A 16336-nucleotide genomic window follows, 5' to 3' on the forward strand; every position below is an offset into this window, starting at 1 on the left:
GGCTACTCCTTTTTCCCGTAGCCAGCGAAGTCGTCGATATTTTCCTGCGAAACGAGGTCGACGTTGACGGGTATCTTTTGATCGAAGTCGCGTTTGCCGTTGGCTAGGTACTCGTGCGCGTATTCGGCAGATGTTTGGGCCATCACTTTGGGATACTGCATCACGGTCGCAGCGATCTTTCCTTCGCTGATCGACTTGACGACGTCTTCCGATCCGTCATACCCAAACACCTTCACTTGATCGGCCTTGTCTGCCGCCAGCAACGCTTGGTAGGCCCCCATCGCCATCGCATCATTACCACAGAACACAGCATTGATGTCGTCGTGCGATTGCAGAATCGATTCCATGACTTCCAGTGCCTTATTGCGATCAAAGTCGGCACTCTGTTGGGCGACCATTTCCAACCCTTCATACCGATCGACAACGCTGTGAAAACCTTTTGAACGGTTCCAGGTGTTGTTGTCTCCGACCAGCCCCAGCAGTTCGACGTACTTTCCTTTCTCGCCGAGTTTCTCGACGAAGTACTTGCCCAGATCGACGCATCCCGAGTAGTTGTCCGAGAGCAACTGAGCGGTAGCGGCGTCGGTCGAGTTGATTTCGCGGTCGATGCAAAAGACCGGAAGGCCGGCTTCCGTCGCTCGTTTCACGTTGGCAATCGAGCCGTCCGCATCGGTCGGATTGAACAGAATCGCCGAGTAGCCAGCGGCGACGACGTTGTCAAAATGCTCCGCCTCCTTCGCCGTGTCATTTTGTGAATCGAACATGTTGGCTTCGTAGCCAAGTTCCACGGCTCGGTCGCGAGCCGTTTCTCCTAAGACGACGAACCACGGATTGTTCAGCGTCGAGACGATCACAGCGATTCTCTTCGGTTCTTTCGCCTTGCCTGACGACGACTCGTTGGTGGTCGTGTTGCTGGTGCAACCGGTCAATGTGAGAAGTAGCAGGAAGGCAAGCTGATAAATCGCTGAAAGGCTGGTTTTGGTTCGATTCATCAGAGTCGCCTTATTTGCGGTCGAGGAATTTGGGTGGCGTGAAATCAAAAGACAACACCGGATTTCAGGATAACATTTGCGTACGGAGTACATTCACCCGTGCGAACAATAACTTCGCTTTCGCACGTAAGTCGCTTGAATTCTTCGTGCGAAATTTCTGTGACGACAGGTTTCATTTCGTGACGCTGAAACACGTCCATCATGCCCTGAAATGTCTCAGGGTTGCGCTGGTGAATTTCACTGGCGACCACGATCTCTTCGACCATCATCTCACTCACCAGTGCGTCGAGCGTTCTCAGGAAAGACGGATACCCCTGTTCGATAGCTAGGTCGATTCGTTTGACTCCAGAAGGAATCGGCAGTCCGGCGTCGCACAATGTGATCGACGCCGTGTGTCCGATTCGGCTGATCTCGTAACTAAGTTCGCTGTTGAGTAGTCTGGTTCGTTTCATTGAGCACCTGCAGTCGTTTCTTCACATACCTCTCACGCCTTGTGCGGCACGACCTCAATCTTGACGCATTCGTCGAATTTCGTCACCGTGCCGAATCCATCCACCAATTCATCAAGACTCATGCGGTGCGTGATCATTGATGGAAAGTCGTAACGATTCGATTGTTGTTGCAGGACCTTCAACACGGGGCGCCAGTTGGTTCCGCAGTGAAAGACCGAGTGGATGTGCAGGTTCTTCGAGTTGATGTGCCGCATGACATCGAGCGGAACGGTTTTGCCGAGGTCGACCCAGTTACCCACCTCGATGACCGTCCCTCCTTTGCGAACCATCCTCAGAGCTTCAAGAAAGGCTTCCGGTTCACCAGCCGACTCGATCACAAGGTCAGGACCAACTCCCTCGGTCATTTCCTTCACCCGTTCGATGCGTTCTTCCACGTCCACTTTGGATGCATTGATCGTAACGTCGGCATACAGATTCTTCGCAACGCCGAGTCGCAGGTCAGACAAGTCCGTCGCAATCGACAACCCGGCTCCCTGAATTCGAGCCATGACGCCGTGGAGAATGCCCAGCGGACCGTTGCCCAGCACGGCAACAGACATACCGGGACCGAAGCCTTCGTTGACCGGAGCAAAGGGCACGCTCGCGCGGGCCAGGGCATGAAAAGCCACCGCCATTTCTTCAACAAGCACGGCGACGTCTGTCGGCATCTCTTCCGGCACCTTGAACAAATGAGTTCGCGGCCGAATGTACATGTACTCTGCAAACCCACCGCGCAGGTAAGGTTTGGTTTCGCAATTTGGATGCAGCCCATAGGCCTGAATCTGATTCTCGCAGGTGCAGTTGTTGTAATGATTTCGGCAATACCAGCAGTCCCCGCAGTTGACTTCGACGGCAATGGCTACCCGATCACCGGGAATGAGCAGTTGTCCGTCGTAGTCCATCGTCCGAGCTGCGTTGTCCCCGATCTCGACGATGGTTCCAATCACTTCGTGACCGCCGACATAGGGATAGATCGACTTGCCGCGCAGTTCCGTTGCCTCTCCCTTAAAGATGTGCCGATCGGTTCCGCAGATGCCCGACATTTCGACTTTCAGGATCGCGGAGTCGTGATCCATCGTCGGATACGGATACGTTCGCATCTCGGTCTTGCCCGGCGCGGTCATCGCGACCGCCCGGACGGTTTGAGGGGTTGCGTGCGTCATAGACTTCTCCGGTTTCTGCATGGTTGTTGAAGGCGGCATTGTTTCTCGCTTGAGTTAGAGTCCGTTGCGTCCAAGTTCATATGCGTCGTCTACCGTCGAACGCTCATTCTCTCAGGATTCAACATGTCGGTCTCCCGCGAAATTCGCGAAGACTAACGAAATACTAAGGTGTCGAACTTTCAAGCACCCAATTCTGCGAGTATTGGCTCATCTAATTCTTCACATCCACGATCACTCGCCGATAACGCGTCAAACGAGGTGTCCCGTGATCGGTCACCGCGAGGATAATGTGCATGGAACCGACGCCGGGCATCACGCGCTGTGTTGGGACGACAAAGGATGCCTTGACCTGGTCAAAGTTTTTGATCGGTACCGGTTGTCCGGTGGTTCCGCTGGAAGTCAACAACGTGCCGGCTTCACCGTAGTAGAACCACTCATACGACAACGCATCGCCGTCTGGGTCGGTTGAACCTTCGGCGCTCAATTGAATTTCGTCACCTGGCTTCGCGGGCAGTCGATCGGCGTGTCCGAGTTTTGGTGCAGGTGGATGGTTGGCTTCGTCGTACGGTTTGATCGTCCAGTCCATCCGGGCAGCGAAGTCGTTTTGATAGGCTGAGCGCCAGCGCCAGATCGTCGCGTGGTTGTCCGTGTGCCAGCGGTTGTCGATTCCCAACACTTCGTCTTCGGCATCAGTCCAGCACGGTCGCGTTTCTTCCTGAAGGTGCCACTTCTGTTTGCGCGGTGTGTACAGTTCGTAGCGTCCTCCCCAACCACCCCAGTCCGGGTGTTCGGGATCGCTCAGGCCATTGTTGATGAGATTAAGAAACGATGGCGTATCGCCCTCCATCAGATATTCCCAGTGCGGGTACTCAACACCCAGCGGACCTTTTCGCCGAATGTTCTTTTCCAACCATTCGTTTGAAACCAGTTGGAAGTCGGCGCCGGAAAACCGACCGTGGAAGTAGTCGCCACTGATGCCGCTCCACGTTGCATGGTGGTACGCACCGCCGGCATGAAATCCGGGACTCGCGACATAGAACAAGTCTGGGAATTGTTCACGAAGCCACGGCCCGCTGTCGTCCTGATCAGAGATCGTATAGACACGCAGCTTCGCCACGAACTTCTGCAGTTCTTCCGGCGATCGCGTTTTACGAACTTTCCACAGAGCCTGAGCTAACACGTTTGGTCCGCCCCAGGCGGTGACCCACATCGGTCGCGGATCGGTTTTGTCTGCCGCCTTGATCAGCAGCTCCGATGCGGGCGAATCATGGCCGTCTCCAACGCCGTTCATCCCATAGACCGGAATGCCCTCGGTGACTCGCTGCAGCAGAACGTCCGCCGCCGGATAGCCTGTTTCGTGCATCTCCAAATTGATGCGAACTTTGTCGTACGCTTCGACAATGCGACGAATGCGTTCTGGAGCAATCCGATTCTGCTGGTGGATGGACGTCGTGGCCGCGAGACCTTCGATGTCGAAATGATTTGCGTAAGTCAAAAAACGCACCATCGACATCGCATCGTCAGGTTCGTTTTCAATGTCGGTAAGTACAAAGACTCGCGGTTTTTCAGCAGCGGCTGGAGTACTCAAGCACAACAAGACAAGAAGCAGCAATGCGGTCACGTCTCTCATGCGTTTTCCTTCAAAGTGATCCATTCGCTGACTTCCTTTAACGTTGGAAATGCGGTCTGCGTTCCAAGTCGAGTCACAGAAATGCCCGCAACGGCACTGGCGCGGCGGGCGGATTCCTTGAGGGTCATGCCCTCGGCCAGCGAAACGGCCAGCGAAACGGCCAGTGCCGCAGTAAAAGCATCACCGGCACCGGTTGTATCCACAGCATCCACATTGATTGCCGGAATGTGAGTCGATCCCGAGTCGTCAAGAATCAAAACGCCATCGCCGCCCATGGTCAAAGCAACTCGCCGCACGCCTCGCTCACGAAGTCGTTCCGCTGCACGAAGCGTATCGGCCTCGGTCTCAACCGTCTGCCCTGTCAACGCCGAGATCTCGGTCTTGTTGGGAACACACACGTCACATAAAGCCAGTAGTTCGTCTGTGACGTGTTCGGCTGGCGCCGGCGTGAGTATCGTCAGCACGTTTGCAGCACGGGCAAGGCGGAATGCTTCGACGGCAGCATCCACCGGAGTTTCCATCTGACAAAGAACGGCGTCGGATTGCTCGATCATCGACGACGCGGCTTTGACGTCCTCGGCGTGAAGCTCTGCGTTTGCTCCCGCGACAACGATGATGCAATTCTCAGCATCGTCGTCCACAAGGATGGCAGCGGTTCCGGTCGGCTGGTCTTCTGCCTGTCGAATGAACGTTGTCTGAATTCCCTCCGCCGCATAGGCGTCGATCGCCGCCTTTCCGAATGCGTCGTTTCCAACACAGGCAATGAACGTGACATCAGCACCCAGTCGGGCCGCAGCGACTGCCTGATTAGCCCCCTTGCCGCCCATGCCTTGATGCAGCGCGTGGCCGGTCAAGGTTTCGCCCGGTTGTGGAAACCGAGGCGTCCGAAACGTCAGGTCAATGTTCGCCGAACCAACGACGCAGATGCGGCGAGCAGATTTCATGGAATCACATTTTCCAGACGGCGTATGATCATTTGACGTTGATGATAACACGGCGGTAGGCGTAGAGATTAGGTTTGCCGTCGTCGTGAAGTTCAAGAATGATGTGCAAGTTTTTGCCACCAGCATTTGCTGGAATCATCAGCTTTGCCGCGGCGGCGGAAGGGTCTTTGATTTTCACTTCGCCGTTGTAGGAACTGGGGTCTTGGTAAAAAGACCATGCGTAAATCAATTCATCTTCGTCCGGATCGCTTGAACCAGTTGCGTTCAAATCCAACGTTGAACCAGGTGCTGCTGTGACCCGCAGAACTCGTCGTGAAGTGTCACCGTTGACCACCGCAACCGGATGATGGTTGGCGTCGGAGCATTTGCCGGTGATGCTCCAATCCATCCGCGCCGCGAAGTCGTTGTCGTAGGCAGTGCTCCAGCGTTTGTGACCTGCACCCAAAAAACTGGTCCAAGCAAAGTGGGGAAATCGGAGTGAAATCTAGTCGGCATTTCCTAGGAGAAACCGCCGATGAAGAAGTCGAAATTCACAGACCAGCAGATTGCCTTTGCGCTCAAGCAGGCCGAGACCGGAACACCGACTGATGAGGTGTGCCGCAGGCTTGGGATTAGCCAGCAGACGTTCTACGGGTGGAAGAAAAAGTTCGCTGGACTTGGCACCGAAGAACTTCGGCGTCTGAAGCAGCTTGAAGAGGAGAATAAGCGATTGAAGTCGTTAGTAGCGGACTTGAGCTTGGACAACAGATCCTGCAGGATGGCAATCGTTTCAAGCTCATTTTCACGGTGACTTTGGCATCCGCTCCCTCAATTTCGCCTTCGAGCTTCTTGGCGACCTTTTGGTCCATTGGATATCTCGTCATTTGAGTTCGTTTGCAAACAGCGTTCATGACCAAGAGGCCAATGCCGACAAGACAACCCAAGCCGATTGCGTCGTAACCAATCCTGAAGGCTAAAAGAAGCAGAGAGCCATGGATGGCGACAAATAGTTTTATGATTTCTCTGACTTGATAGTCGCCGTGTCACTTAGGTTCTTGCGGCATGTTTCGCTGCAATACTTAACCTCGTCCCAAACCTTCTCCCATTTCTTTCGCCAAGCAAACGGTCGTCCGCAGACGATGCAGTTTTTCTCGGGCAAGTTAAGTTTCTTGTGTGCCATCGATCACGCCAGAAGGAGTATAGAGCCGAGAATGGCGACCTGGATTTTCATCCAGCCGATCCAGTAAAACGAAGTCGAAGGAGATCAAAGCCGGTTTGATCGTGGACTTTCTCTTCGAGAAGTTCAAACCCATGTTTTGCGTAGAATGCACGCCCGATGGCATTTTTTACAAACACCTCCACTTCGAGTTCTTCTCGAAGTGCTTTGGCTTTATCCATCAATCGTTGACCAACGCCCATTCTTTGATGACTGGGATGCACAAAGATGGCTCCGACTTCGTTGCCAATTAAGGCAATGAACCCAACGACTTGTCCCTCGTCTTCATGCACCCATGTCTCGGCATTAGGTAGATAAAGATTGGGGATGTTTTCTCGTTCTGTGGCGAGAAACTCTTCTGACAGAAAAGGGTGAGCAATCTCCGAAGCCGCAGCCCAAGCCGTCAATAGATCGTTCAAATCCTGATTTTCGTATTGTCTGATCACGTCCGACGTGTCCTTAGTCATGTTGTGGGACTCTGATTTCGATTCCATACTTTGGTGCAATTGCAAGCAGCGTTTCGGTCTCGTCTTTAGTCGGCGGCAATGCGGAGGTTGAACCTTCTGGTAGCGGCACACCGAACTCGAAAAACATTTCTTCCAGTCCAGCGGGCGCAATTGAGATGATCATTTTCGCCGTTTGATTGCTTTTGTTCTTGGAAGAATGGGTAGTGCTCACTGTCATGTAGGCGAAGGTGCCAGCGGTTGCCACAACACGTTTCGCATCAATCTGGAAGGTGATTTTTCCTTCCAAAACATAAAAGCTTTTTTTCTCTCGACGATGGACATGCGGGAAGTGGTCCACCGCCTCGAGGCACAATCGCTTCCCACATGGCGAATTTGTCATTCGTAGAAAGTCGAAATCCTACGCAGTCCGAAATTACCGGTGAATATAACGTGGTGAAATATCAGGAAATGACGTAAACCGTTGTTATTGCCGGAGATCAACGCACGAAAAAAGCCGCTTGTGAAATCACAAGCGGCTTTTCGAGTGGAGGATAACGGAACCAAAACTCGCAAACCGCAAGTTGCTGATACTAAACAACTTGCGCCGATTGCGAAATCGCAAATCCGACACAGAATCCGACATTTCCGACACTGTTACGGTGACGTTCCGCCGTTTACTGTGACTTACTCAATGACAACTACCGAGTCCCAATTGCCGTGGTTTCCGTTCCCACTCAAATCCTCAATCTGTTTGCTACCAAAACTGCTCTCGTCGTAGATCAGCAGTGACTCCGAGTTGTCACCGATCGACAAATTCTCGTCTGGGAGAAACTCTTCGTTGAATCTTTCTCCAGATGTGATCCTCACTGATCGAAGCTTCCCAAGAAAGCACATCTTTCCGTGATCAAACCCCAAGTTTCCAACGACGAACGGTGACTCAACTTCAGCCTTGGCCGTGGGAAGGCATGTTCCAATCAGTTTTCCGTCGAGATAGAGCCTCGTTTCATCGAAACTGAAGACCGCTGCCAGATGGCTCCAGCGATTGGTCGGTAGTCGGTATCGAGTGGCATCCAGACCGCTTCGGATGATTTCAACCATTGGATGTCCGTTCGCTCCCATCCCCAATCCCATTCCGTAGTGCCCCGGAACATCGCTTCCTACGACAAACTGACTCTCGGAGTTGTCGTTTGTGCTGGGAGCCACCCAAACCTCAATAGTTAAGGGGGCATCAGTGTTCATGATGGGGGTCACGATTCGACGTGTTCCGTCGAACGTGATTCCGCCCTCAAAAGCGTTTTGAACGACCGAGTGATCCTCATCGTCGAAGAATTGGCCTGCCAAAAATCCGCCTGCCGCCATCAAAACCCCTGTAACAAACAACGCAAACCATTTGTATCGTTTTGAATTTTTCGTTGGGAACGTCGTCAGGCTATGCCGAAGTGCTGACGCAAATTCATCAGCGGAGTTAAATCGATCGGCTGGATGCTTCGACAGAGACTTCAGGCACACCTCTTGAACAGCAGACAAGACGCTATCTGGGATCGGTTTTGGCGATCGGAAGAGAATCTGCTCACGTAGTGTCCCCGGCGTTCTAGCTGAGTACGGACTTTCGCCCGTCAACAGTTCGTACAGCACCACACCAAGCGAGTAAATGTCGGCTCGATGGTCGATCAACTGCTTTTCGTTTGCGATCTGCTCAGGGGCCATGTACGGGAGTGTGCCCTTTGTCGCAGTCTCTTCGTCTAAATGCGTTGACGCAATTCCGAAGTCGGTGATTAACGGCTTGCCATTTTCATCAATCAAGATGTTCGCTGGTTTAATGTCTCGGTGAACAAAACCCGCTTTGTGTGCTGCTTCGAGGTTCTCAGCGATGTTGGCGACCAACAGCACGGCACCTTTGACGCTTGGCCGTTGGTCAGCAATCACTTCGCTTAGGTTCTTGCCATCAATGAGTTCACTGACGATGAAATACGTTCCGTCTTCTCTGCCAACATCGTGAACGGAAACGATCCCCGGATGCCTCAGTTTTGCGACACGGCGAGCCTCTTCGACGAGAGCATCAACTTGACCGTTCGACTCTTGTCGATGCGGGACTTTCACAGCAACATGCCGTTCAAGTTCGGGATCGAACGCCCGGTAAACTTTGCCGAAACCACCAGCAGCAATCAGCGATTCAATTCGGTAGCGATCGCCAAGAGTTTGTGACAGCAGTTCGTCAGGCTGTTCGACGCCCAGATCATCGTCTCTGGTCATCCACGACATCTTCTTGAGATCTTCGATCTTGGACTGCACTTCATCGAATAGCTCGGGATGAGCTTGGCAAAGTTCTTTGGCAGGAACATCATCGCCATGCTCGAAGGATTCTTCCCAGCGAAGCAGCAGATTGGCGATGATGTCGTCACGGTTTTCCATCAATCAATCCAGTGTGACTTCAGTTGTTCCGAGAGCTGCAACCGTGCAGCTTGCCAACGTCGTTTCAACGTCGCAAGTGAAATCCCTAGTACCTTCGATGCTTCTGGTTGACTCATTCCGTCGTACCACAACAGGCCAACAACCGCCTGTTGATCTTCTGACAACTGTTCGACAGCAACGTGAAATTCAGACCAATGCTCTAGCGATTCAGGCTCGTAGTTGGTGTCCGCTGATTTCCCTGCGGTTTCTCCAGCATTCGTGTCGTGGTTGGCACCAACACCTTCTGCGCCAGAGAAGCGGCGAGCCAGATCGATCAATTCTCTTCTAATTTGAGTTCCTGCCAGTCCGTAAAACTGCTTCGGTGATTCAGGCTTCACTTGGGCCAGCGATTTGTGCAGCCGAATCATGGCGTTCTGCAAAACGTCGTCGGTTTGTGACCATCTCGACACCGTTGGGAATGATCGAAGCATTTGCCTTGTTCTAAGCCTGAGACGCTCGCATGTGTGCTCGATGATCGCTTCACGAGCTTCCAAATCGCCTGAATTGAATTCGATCAAGCGTTCTTGGAGAGCAGTTGTGTGTCCGAGGTGATTCATGCCGCCCAGTTTACTGGGTCGTTTGCAGGAATGAATCAGCCCACACAAACCTGAGCGAGAACAAAGAGGAAATAGGCTCAGGAGTTTCTGGCGGACACCAGTTAGGAGAAATGTGAGCCTATTTGTTGCTGGCTCTCGCTTAGTAATGCATCCAACAACTTCCCTGAATCTCCGAGAAAACACATGGCAACTGGCGAATGGTACTACTCAAAAGGCGACGAGCGGACTGGTCCAATTTCCTCCACGGAACTTAAGCAACTCGTTACAGACGGGGCGCTTCAGCCTACCGACCTTGTTTGGAAACAAGGTTGGCCGGAGTGGAAGCCAGCCACTGCCGTCAAAGGTTTGATCGTCACGACACCGGACACCGCCCCGCCGCCAGTCCCAAGCCAGTCGGCGTCGATTTCCACTGGGCGTTCAGCCAGTGAAAAATTCTGTGAGTCTTGTGGGAAAGCAATCAACGAGGCAGCAGTCATCTGTCCGCATTGCGGAGTAAAGCAAAAGACGGCAGGAATCGCAGGATTTTTTCGAAAGCAGGTTGCCCGAATCAACGAAAAAATTGCCATGGCGAAGGCGGCGATCAGCGAAGAAATGCAAATGGAAACCGGCATCTCGACACCTCATAAGGTCGTCGCAATTGTCGTCGCCGTTGCTGCCGGTTGGTCTGGCATTACTGGTTTGGGATCGATCATTGCTGGGCGACAGAAAGCCGGATTTGCAATGCTGGGCTTGCCACTGATTCTTGGAGTTCTGACTGGCGTGTGCATGATGGCAACAATCTTCAGTGGAATCGCCAGCATCTTCATCATCGGTATTCCTTTCTTTATTGTCTTCGGAACACTCTCGTTGGGGCTGCTTCCCCTGTTTGCCACAACATACATCAGCTTTTATGTGGCCGACGTGATGATCTGTGTCAAAGCGAAGTGATGCAACACGAACTTTCTCGTTACTCAATTAGTTTGTGGATTTCTTCGAGCCACCGAATTGTGTTTACACCAAACCCAAAGGCTTAAAGTAAATGACATCTTCCCACGGCAATCAGAAATTGAAAAGGACTCAATAATCGTGAAATACGTGACTATCGGATGTGGAGGTTGTGCTGGACTCTTTGTGCTGCTTCTTATTTGCAGTGGTGTTCTGTCGATCATCGCCACAACAATTGATCCCGAAGGCTATGCAAACGTCCAAGCGGAAAAGAACCGAGACGGATCAGCAACTGAACCAAAAGGTTCATCTATCGGTGATGAATTGAACGAAGAATTCTTTCCCTATCATGCAGGAACGAAACTTCACTACGTTCGTGTTTCACACCTTGGTGACCAGCAAGTCAAATCGCAAATCGAAATCAGCTTCGATCGTGACAATGTAATGCGGAGTCAGAATATTGACAGCTTCATTGCTGGCGGGGCGGGCGGTTCCATTCCGTTTCCAGCCGGGGCAGATGAGCATTACCGAAAACGAAATGGCTTCGTCGAACTGGGACAGATGAACGATGGTTCCGGCCAAATGGACTGGACGCCACTGATTAAAACTGGAGCAACCGCTGGCGAGCAGTGGGATCAAGTGATCTACGGCGAAACAACCACATTCACGGTTGTTCGCTTTGAAGATCGGCAATTGCACTTGGATGAAACCGACACTCCCGTTCGATGTGCGGTCGTACGACAGTCCGTTCCCGTTGGCACTTCGGGTTCGATTGATGTTGAAACGACTTTCGCCAAAGGCATCGGCATCTTTCGACGAGTTAGCACAATGAACACTGGTGGCAAATCAAAGATTGACTGGCGAGAAACCCTGCGGCCACCCGTTGAAAATTGAGCCGGTTTTACTTTCATTCGATTCACCAGCCTCGCACTCCCGAAATTCGAGACGCACAGTATGACACAACAAAATTGGTTTTTCAAAAAAGACGGTCATCAACATGGTCCGGTTCCTGCGAAGGAACTCAAACAACTTGCAGACGCTGGCAGAATAGAGGCTGACGATCTGGTGCGAAACGAATCCACGGAGAAGTGGGTTCGTGCAAAATCAGTGAAAGGACTGATTCGTGTAGAACCGACTGCTGGACCGCCACCACTTCCAAAGAAAGCATCACAGCCTGAACCAGTAGTGGCCGCAGCGAACCCGACACTCCTTGAAAAGTTGAAATCGTCGGCATCTGAAATCGCAGACGCAACAAAAAATGCTGGTGTCGTTGCAGCACGCCAAGCAGAGATGGCACGTATCAAAACAGTGGATCTTCCGAGGGCGTATTCAAAACTTGGCGAAGAGATTCGGCGTCAGGCGAAGTTTCGATCGGACTTTCCAGACATACACCAGCGGATTGATGGAATCGAGAAGAAGCATACTTCAATTCAAGATGCAGCGAATTCGATTTCAGTTGAGGAAGGCGTTTCTGGTAAGGCGAAGTCGCTTGCCCGAAAAGCCAAGTTGAAGGCAGAGGAAGGAACGCTTCGTGTTCAGAAATCGCAGGCAGTAAAGGATCTAGGCGAATCCGCCTTCCAACTTCATGGCAAAGCAGCAGGAGAATCATCGCTAGTTTCTCAGATCGAAACCTTGCAGAGTCGAGTCAACGAAATCGTCACTGAAATAGAGACGCATGAAGATTCGGCGTCGAGTTCCTTCTTGCGTCCCAAGCGATTGGTCTTGGTGGGAGCAGCCTGCGTGGGATTGCTGTTGATGTACATTGCCATTTCCACGTTTTCATCAACTGGGGATTCGACTGCTGATTCGTCGAAACTCAGGGAAGGTGTCGCCAACTACGCCGCATTGTTTTCAGACAAGCAGCAGGGCAAGCCAATCGAAAATCACGTGGGAAAAACGGTGGTCGTGTCTGGCGTGTCGTTTGCCAAAGGGGAACACGAGTCTGGTTCGCAAATCAGCATTGAATGTCAGGACGGCATGGTTGCAATGTGCCGTTTCAAGGCTCCCGATGCGTGGAAGGGAGACCGGCGGCAATTCTCGATTGCGGGCACCTTCAGTGAAGTGTTCATTCGAGGTCAGTTTGTGCTAACCGATTGCCAGATCGTGGACCTAAGCAGCTTGAAACCCGAAGCACAAACGCCACCACCCCTTGCTAACGCAATTGAACTAGCGACTCAGGTTGGTACGACACTGGAAACGCCCCGGTGGATTGAGCAGAAGTACAACCCGAGCATTAAGGACTTGAAGGGGCACAAAACCGACACATCGATTGTACTTGACTTCGATGTTGAAACGTCGATGTGGATGGAGGCCAACTGGCTGCTCCCGTTGGTCATCAATCTCTACGATGCGGATGGGGGCTTTATTACTCGGTTCGAGACGGACGAACGATTCACCGTTGACCAAAGTTTTCATGTCCAATGTCGTCAAGCATACGAATCGGATATCCGTCGAGGTATCCCAAATGGCATTGCTGCGAAGAACAACAGTAGTCTGCTAAAATCTTCTGGCAACCGACTGGAGTACCAAGTGAGCTACGGTGTTCTTCGTGATACCGCCGTCGTTCAGATTGGATTTTACCAGTCCAAGTAGCGGACACCAGCGATTACTTCCATGCGACTTTATGTCGCTGGTTTTCTCTTTTACTATTCGGTGGGTCGAAAACTTTCTTGATCCCAGATCCCCCAACAACTCCAGAGCGAGCAGAATCATGGCGCACGAAACCGACGCTAGTCAGTGCCCGAAGTGTGGTGCAGTCAGCACATACACAATCACGATGCAGAACGGTGGTCGATTAATTTCCTGCAGTTCGTGTCGTAAGAACTTCACGTCTGAAGTTAAGCAGGCTCTGTTTACGGGGAAGAACCGATAACCAGTGGCTGCAATTGCCAGTCAAAGTCGGAAATTTGTTTAGCTGTCAAAACGATTCGATACCCTTGGAAATCACTCATGTCTATTGATCCCTACCGAGTGTGGCTTGGCATCCCGTCCGACCGGCGGCCACCGACATACTATGACATTCTTTCGCTCGAACCCGGCGAAAGCGACGAAGCGGTCATCCGTAGTGCTGCGGAACAACGAAGAAGCTATGTGCTGTCCAAGCAAGGAGGGGACCATGACAGAGCGGTCTACAAAATTCTTGGGCAAATCGACGAAGCGGTGGCGACGCTGGTCGTCCCGGCAACGAAGTTTGAATATGACAGACTTATCGGTCTTCATGCAAAGACAAACAAAGCGGGAAAGCGGCGTTCTAAATCGCACGCCAAACACCAAAAGTCGCCTGAGAGGATTTACGGCGAAGGCAGCGGTATTGTTTCCGGTTTTGCTGGGATCATGGGCGTAATCAGCATCTGCATCGGAGCAATGGTTTGGTTGAGTTTTCAAATGCCGTGGGGGAAACTAGCACAATCGCCCGATGTGAATGACGTGGCTTTGGATATCCCGAAATCCAATACAGACAGTCATGGTGCAGAGTCTTTTTCTCACCGTCCTGACACGACATCCACTGAAACCAAAGAATTTAGCAAGCTTGCATCGTCTCTAAGTGAGGTGCGACAACCTGACAATTGTGTCTTCAAAGGGCTCTCGATTTCAATTGCCAAAAACGGCAAATGTGTCATCGGAGTGAATAGCGAAGATAAACCCGTTCAGTTTGCCGAGGCTGATGGCGACAAAAAGGGAATAGCGATATTTGGCACGTCACCCGTTTGGAGACAAACAGATGGACGGCTTCACGTGGTTTCTGACTTTGCCCAACTTAAGGATCTGTCGGGACTGAACCCCCGATCTATTGCGAGTGAGCAGCACCTGTTGATTGACAATCACTTGGCGATAGATGACGGATTGCTTGTTTTATCACCGAAGGAAAGAAAAAATGTTTCGTTTGGGTTGCCACGTTCGATCATGGCTCCTATCGAATTACAGATAGCACTGTCAGGGCATAGCGACGGGGCGTTGCTTGTCCAATTCAATATACAAGATAGAACCCTGATCGTCGGGCTGCATGGAGCAAGGTCGCCGGAACCTGATGCGGACCCCGGAATGGTTCTAGTTGCAGAGCGTGACAAGAAAGGAAACTTTACTAATCTCGTGCGAGTTGTTCAGCCCGCTGGGAAGTCGATGGAATACGATTTTCAAATCGAAGCACCTCACATGGATCGGGCAGCGTTGTCTATCGGGGTGCGATCAGACCATCCACTAGCAATCCGCCGCATGGACGTTGCAGCAAAGTTCCCCCCGTCGTTTGGAATGGCATTAGACCAGCGGGGCCAACGTGTTTTGGTTAAACGCACAATAGAGGGAGACGCCGCAGCGTCGGCTGGGATCAAGTCCGGTGATGTGATACTTCAAGTGGATGGCAGTTCGGCGAACAGTATGCAACAGGTACTCGACATTCTCGCTACCACAGTTATTGGAGACGAAGTTGCTCTAACTGTCGAGCGATTTGGTCAGCGAAAAGTTTTTTCAGTGTTCCCCAACTAACGGACACCAACTACGAAGCCTCAACACCAACGAGGCAAACATGACCAAACAACCACTTCATCTGTCCGTACTCAATCGAGGAAGCATTCAGTTTCCTCGGTATTTGATTGGAAACGACCATCGCTGGTTTTGGACAGGATCAGGATGGACGGGCATCGAATCTGACGCCGTGCTATTCACTGACTGGAACGTAGTCGCTACCGAAGTCCAAAAGTTGTTGTTGAATCATCAGGTTGCCGAATCGTCGTCGATTCGATCGTTTGTAGCTCCAATCAAACTGCGTCTCGTCGGCGGCGATCATTGTTCACTCTCGGATGTGCGAGCGTGGGCATTTGGTGCAGCCAGACTCCTCATGGATCACCCTGTCGATGGTGTCGGCCCCGACAGCAAAAGCCTTGTGATCAGTTCAATTGACTGGGATCAGATGAAGGAGGCCGGAAAATGATCGGTCGCCTGTTCATCCTGTCTGCTTTTCCGGCCATGTGGTTGAGCGGCAGTTGTTCGTTCTTGGCATCAGTGTGCTGGGCGTTAGGTGCGTTTGCCTTTCTGCTTGTCATCGATTCCGGTCGTGGCATCAGAACGCTTCCGTCAACAATCGTCGCTCGTTTTATGTTTGCGATTGCGATGTTCGTGTTCTTTCTGTTCTATCTGCTCGGCAACCACGCAGCAGGTAGAATGTACTGGACCTTAGCTGACTGCCTCGTTGTCCCGTTCTGGGTCACAGTCATCGTTGCAACCCTATTCTGGACTTGCCTTTACTTCGGAACATTGTTGTTTCGTAACGACCTTGGTTACCAACAGTGGGCTCGGGCTGGCGGTCACTATTTCTGGGACACATTGCCACGGATTCTCAACCGAGACAGTGAGTTGGTTCGCAATGGCGGATTTGCAGAGCCCACCTACACGGATTTTATCCCGCCAACTCATTTTCAAAATCAATGTCCAAAATGTGGTGCTCGTGTTCAGCACGCATTCGGTGTTTGTTGGAACTGCAACTATGGAGCAGACGGTGACGCAACCGCATTCTACGAACGGTATGGTCGATAACGGACACCAACTAC

Annotated in this window: 17 protein-coding genes and 1 pseudogene; 7 read left to right on the top strand and 11 right to left on the bottom strand. The window is 51.9% G+C overall.

From position 1 onward, the window contains the following. Window positions 1–2: 2 nt before the first annotated feature. The 6 genes from Poly59_RS18110 to Poly59_RS18135 all read right to left on the bottom strand — a co-directional run bounded on the left by Poly59_RS18110 (window position 3) and on the right by Poly59_RS18135 (window position 5665). Window positions 3–992 carry a D-ribose ABC transporter substrate-binding protein gene (locus tag Poly59_RS18110; protein ID WP_146535533.1) on the bottom strand — a complete coding sequence of 330 codons (990 nt, stop codon included), beginning with the start codon at window positions 990–992 and terminating at the stop codon, window positions 3–5. A 44-nt stretch (window positions 993–1036) separates the two neighbouring features. Beyond that, window positions 1037–1444 carry a D-ribose pyranase gene (gene rbsD, locus Poly59_RS18115; protein WP_146535534.1) on the bottom strand — a complete coding sequence of 136 codons (408 nt, stop codon included), beginning with the start codon at window positions 1442–1444 and terminating at the stop codon, window positions 1037–1039. Between the two features lie 32 nt (window positions 1445–1476). Then, window positions 1477–2646, bottom strand: a complete 1170-nt coding sequence (locus Poly59_RS18120; RefSeq protein ID WP_186776365.1) for a zinc-dependent alcohol dehydrogenase — start codon at window positions 2644–2646, stop codon at window positions 1477–1479. 211 nt (window positions 2647–2857) lie between these two features. Next, complete coding sequence (locus Poly59_RS18125; protein WP_146536080.1) at window positions 2858–4276, bottom strand: nucleoside hydrolase-like domain-containing protein; 1419 nt, start codon at window positions 4274–4276, stop codon at window positions 2858–2860. Then, window positions 4273–5220: a ribokinase gene (gene rbsK, locus Poly59_RS18130; RefSeq protein WP_146535536.1), complete on the bottom strand. Its 948-nt coding sequence runs from the start codon at window positions 5218–5220 to the stop codon at window positions 4273–4275. Before rbsK ends, Poly59_RS18125 begins: the two co-directional genes overlap by 4 nt. A gap of 28 nt (window positions 5221–5248) precedes the next feature. Further along, window positions 5249–5665 carry a hypothetical protein gene (locus tag Poly59_RS18135; protein WP_146535537.1) on the bottom strand — a complete coding sequence of 139 codons (417 nt, stop codon included), beginning with the start codon at window positions 5663–5665 and terminating at the stop codon, window positions 5249–5251. Window positions 5666–5734: 69 nt separating this feature from the next. On the opposite strand from Poly59_RS18135, the pseudogene Poly59_RS18140 reads away from it, so the two are divergent. Beyond that, window positions 5735–5962, top strand: a pseudogene (locus Poly59_RS18140) (transposase); the annotation flags it as partial. 249 nt (window positions 5963–6211) lie between these two features. Here the strand turns inward: Poly59_RS18140 and Poly59_RS18145 are convergent. From Poly59_RS18145 to Poly59_RS18165, 5 genes are all read right to left on the bottom strand, one after another. After that, on the bottom strand, window positions 6212–6379 hold the full coding sequence (locus tag Poly59_RS18145; protein ID WP_146535538.1) for a DUF2256 domain-containing protein: 168 nt from the start codon (window positions 6377–6379) through the stop codon (window positions 6212–6214). Window positions 6380–6426: 47 nt separating this feature from the next. Further along, window positions 6427–6861, bottom strand: coding sequence for a GNAT family N-acetyltransferase (locus Poly59_RS18150; protein ID WP_246151753.1), 435 nt, complete (start codon window positions 6859–6861; stop codon window positions 6427–6429). 13 nt (window positions 6862–6874) lie between these two features. Next, window positions 6875–7261 (bottom strand): cupin domain-containing protein, encoded by a 387-nt coding sequence (locus tag Poly59_RS18155; protein ID WP_146535539.1) that lies wholly within the window; start codon window positions 7259–7261, stop codon window positions 6875–6877. A gap of 284 nt (window positions 7262–7545) precedes the next feature. Further along, window positions 7546–9273 (bottom strand): protein kinase domain-containing protein, encoded by a 1728-nt coding sequence (locus tag Poly59_RS18160; protein ID WP_146535540.1) that lies wholly within the window; start codon window positions 9271–9273, stop codon window positions 7546–7548. Beyond that, window positions 9273–9869, bottom strand: coding sequence for an RNA polymerase sigma factor (locus Poly59_RS18165; RefSeq protein ID WP_146535541.1), 597 nt, complete (start codon window positions 9867–9869; stop codon window positions 9273–9275). The genes Poly59_RS18160 and Poly59_RS18165 overlap by 1 nt, the downstream gene beginning before the upstream one ends. Window positions 9870–10052: 183 nt before the next feature. On the opposite strand from Poly59_RS18165, the gene Poly59_RS18170 reads away from it, so the two are divergent. From Poly59_RS18170 to Poly59_RS18195, 6 genes are all read left to right on the top strand, one after another. Further along, window positions 10053–10796, top strand: coding sequence for a GYF domain-containing protein (locus tag Poly59_RS18170; RefSeq protein ID WP_146535542.1), 744 nt, complete (start codon window positions 10053–10055; stop codon window positions 10794–10796). A gap of 138 nt (window positions 10797–10934) precedes the next feature. Then, window positions 10935–11687 carry a hypothetical protein gene (locus Poly59_RS18175; protein ID WP_146535543.1) on the top strand — a complete coding sequence of 251 codons (753 nt, stop codon included), beginning with the start codon at window positions 10935–10937 and terminating at the stop codon, window positions 11685–11687. Between the two features lie 60 nt (window positions 11688–11747). Next, the gene (locus Poly59_RS18180; protein ID WP_146535544.1) at window positions 11748–13385 is read left to right on the top strand and encodes a DUF4339 domain-containing protein; all 1638 of its coding nucleotides are present in this window, start codon (window positions 11748–11750) and stop codon (window positions 13383–13385) included. 357 nt (window positions 13386–13742) lie between these two features. Further along, complete coding sequence (locus tag Poly59_RS18185) at window positions 13743–15275, top strand: PDZ domain-containing protein (protein ID WP_146535545.1); 1533 nt, start codon at window positions 13743–13745, stop codon at window positions 15273–15275. Between the two features lie 40 nt (window positions 15276–15315). Next, on the top strand, window positions 15316–15720 hold the full coding sequence (locus tag Poly59_RS18190; RefSeq protein WP_146535546.1) for a hypothetical protein: 405 nt from the start codon (window positions 15316–15318) through the stop codon (window positions 15718–15720). Continuing rightward, on the top strand, window positions 15717–16322 hold the full coding sequence (locus Poly59_RS18195) for a hypothetical protein (RefSeq protein ID WP_146535547.1): 606 nt from the start codon (window positions 15717–15719) through the stop codon (window positions 16320–16322). The genes Poly59_RS18190 and Poly59_RS18195 overlap by 4 nt, the downstream gene beginning before the upstream one ends. The last annotated feature ends 14 nt before the right edge of the window (window positions 16323–16336 follow it).

This window comes from Rubripirellula reticaptiva (assembly GCF_007860175.1).
In the GTDB taxonomy this organism is placed as follows: domain Bacteria; phylum Planctomycetota; class Planctomycetia; order Pirellulales; family Pirellulaceae; genus Rubripirellula; species Rubripirellula reticaptiva.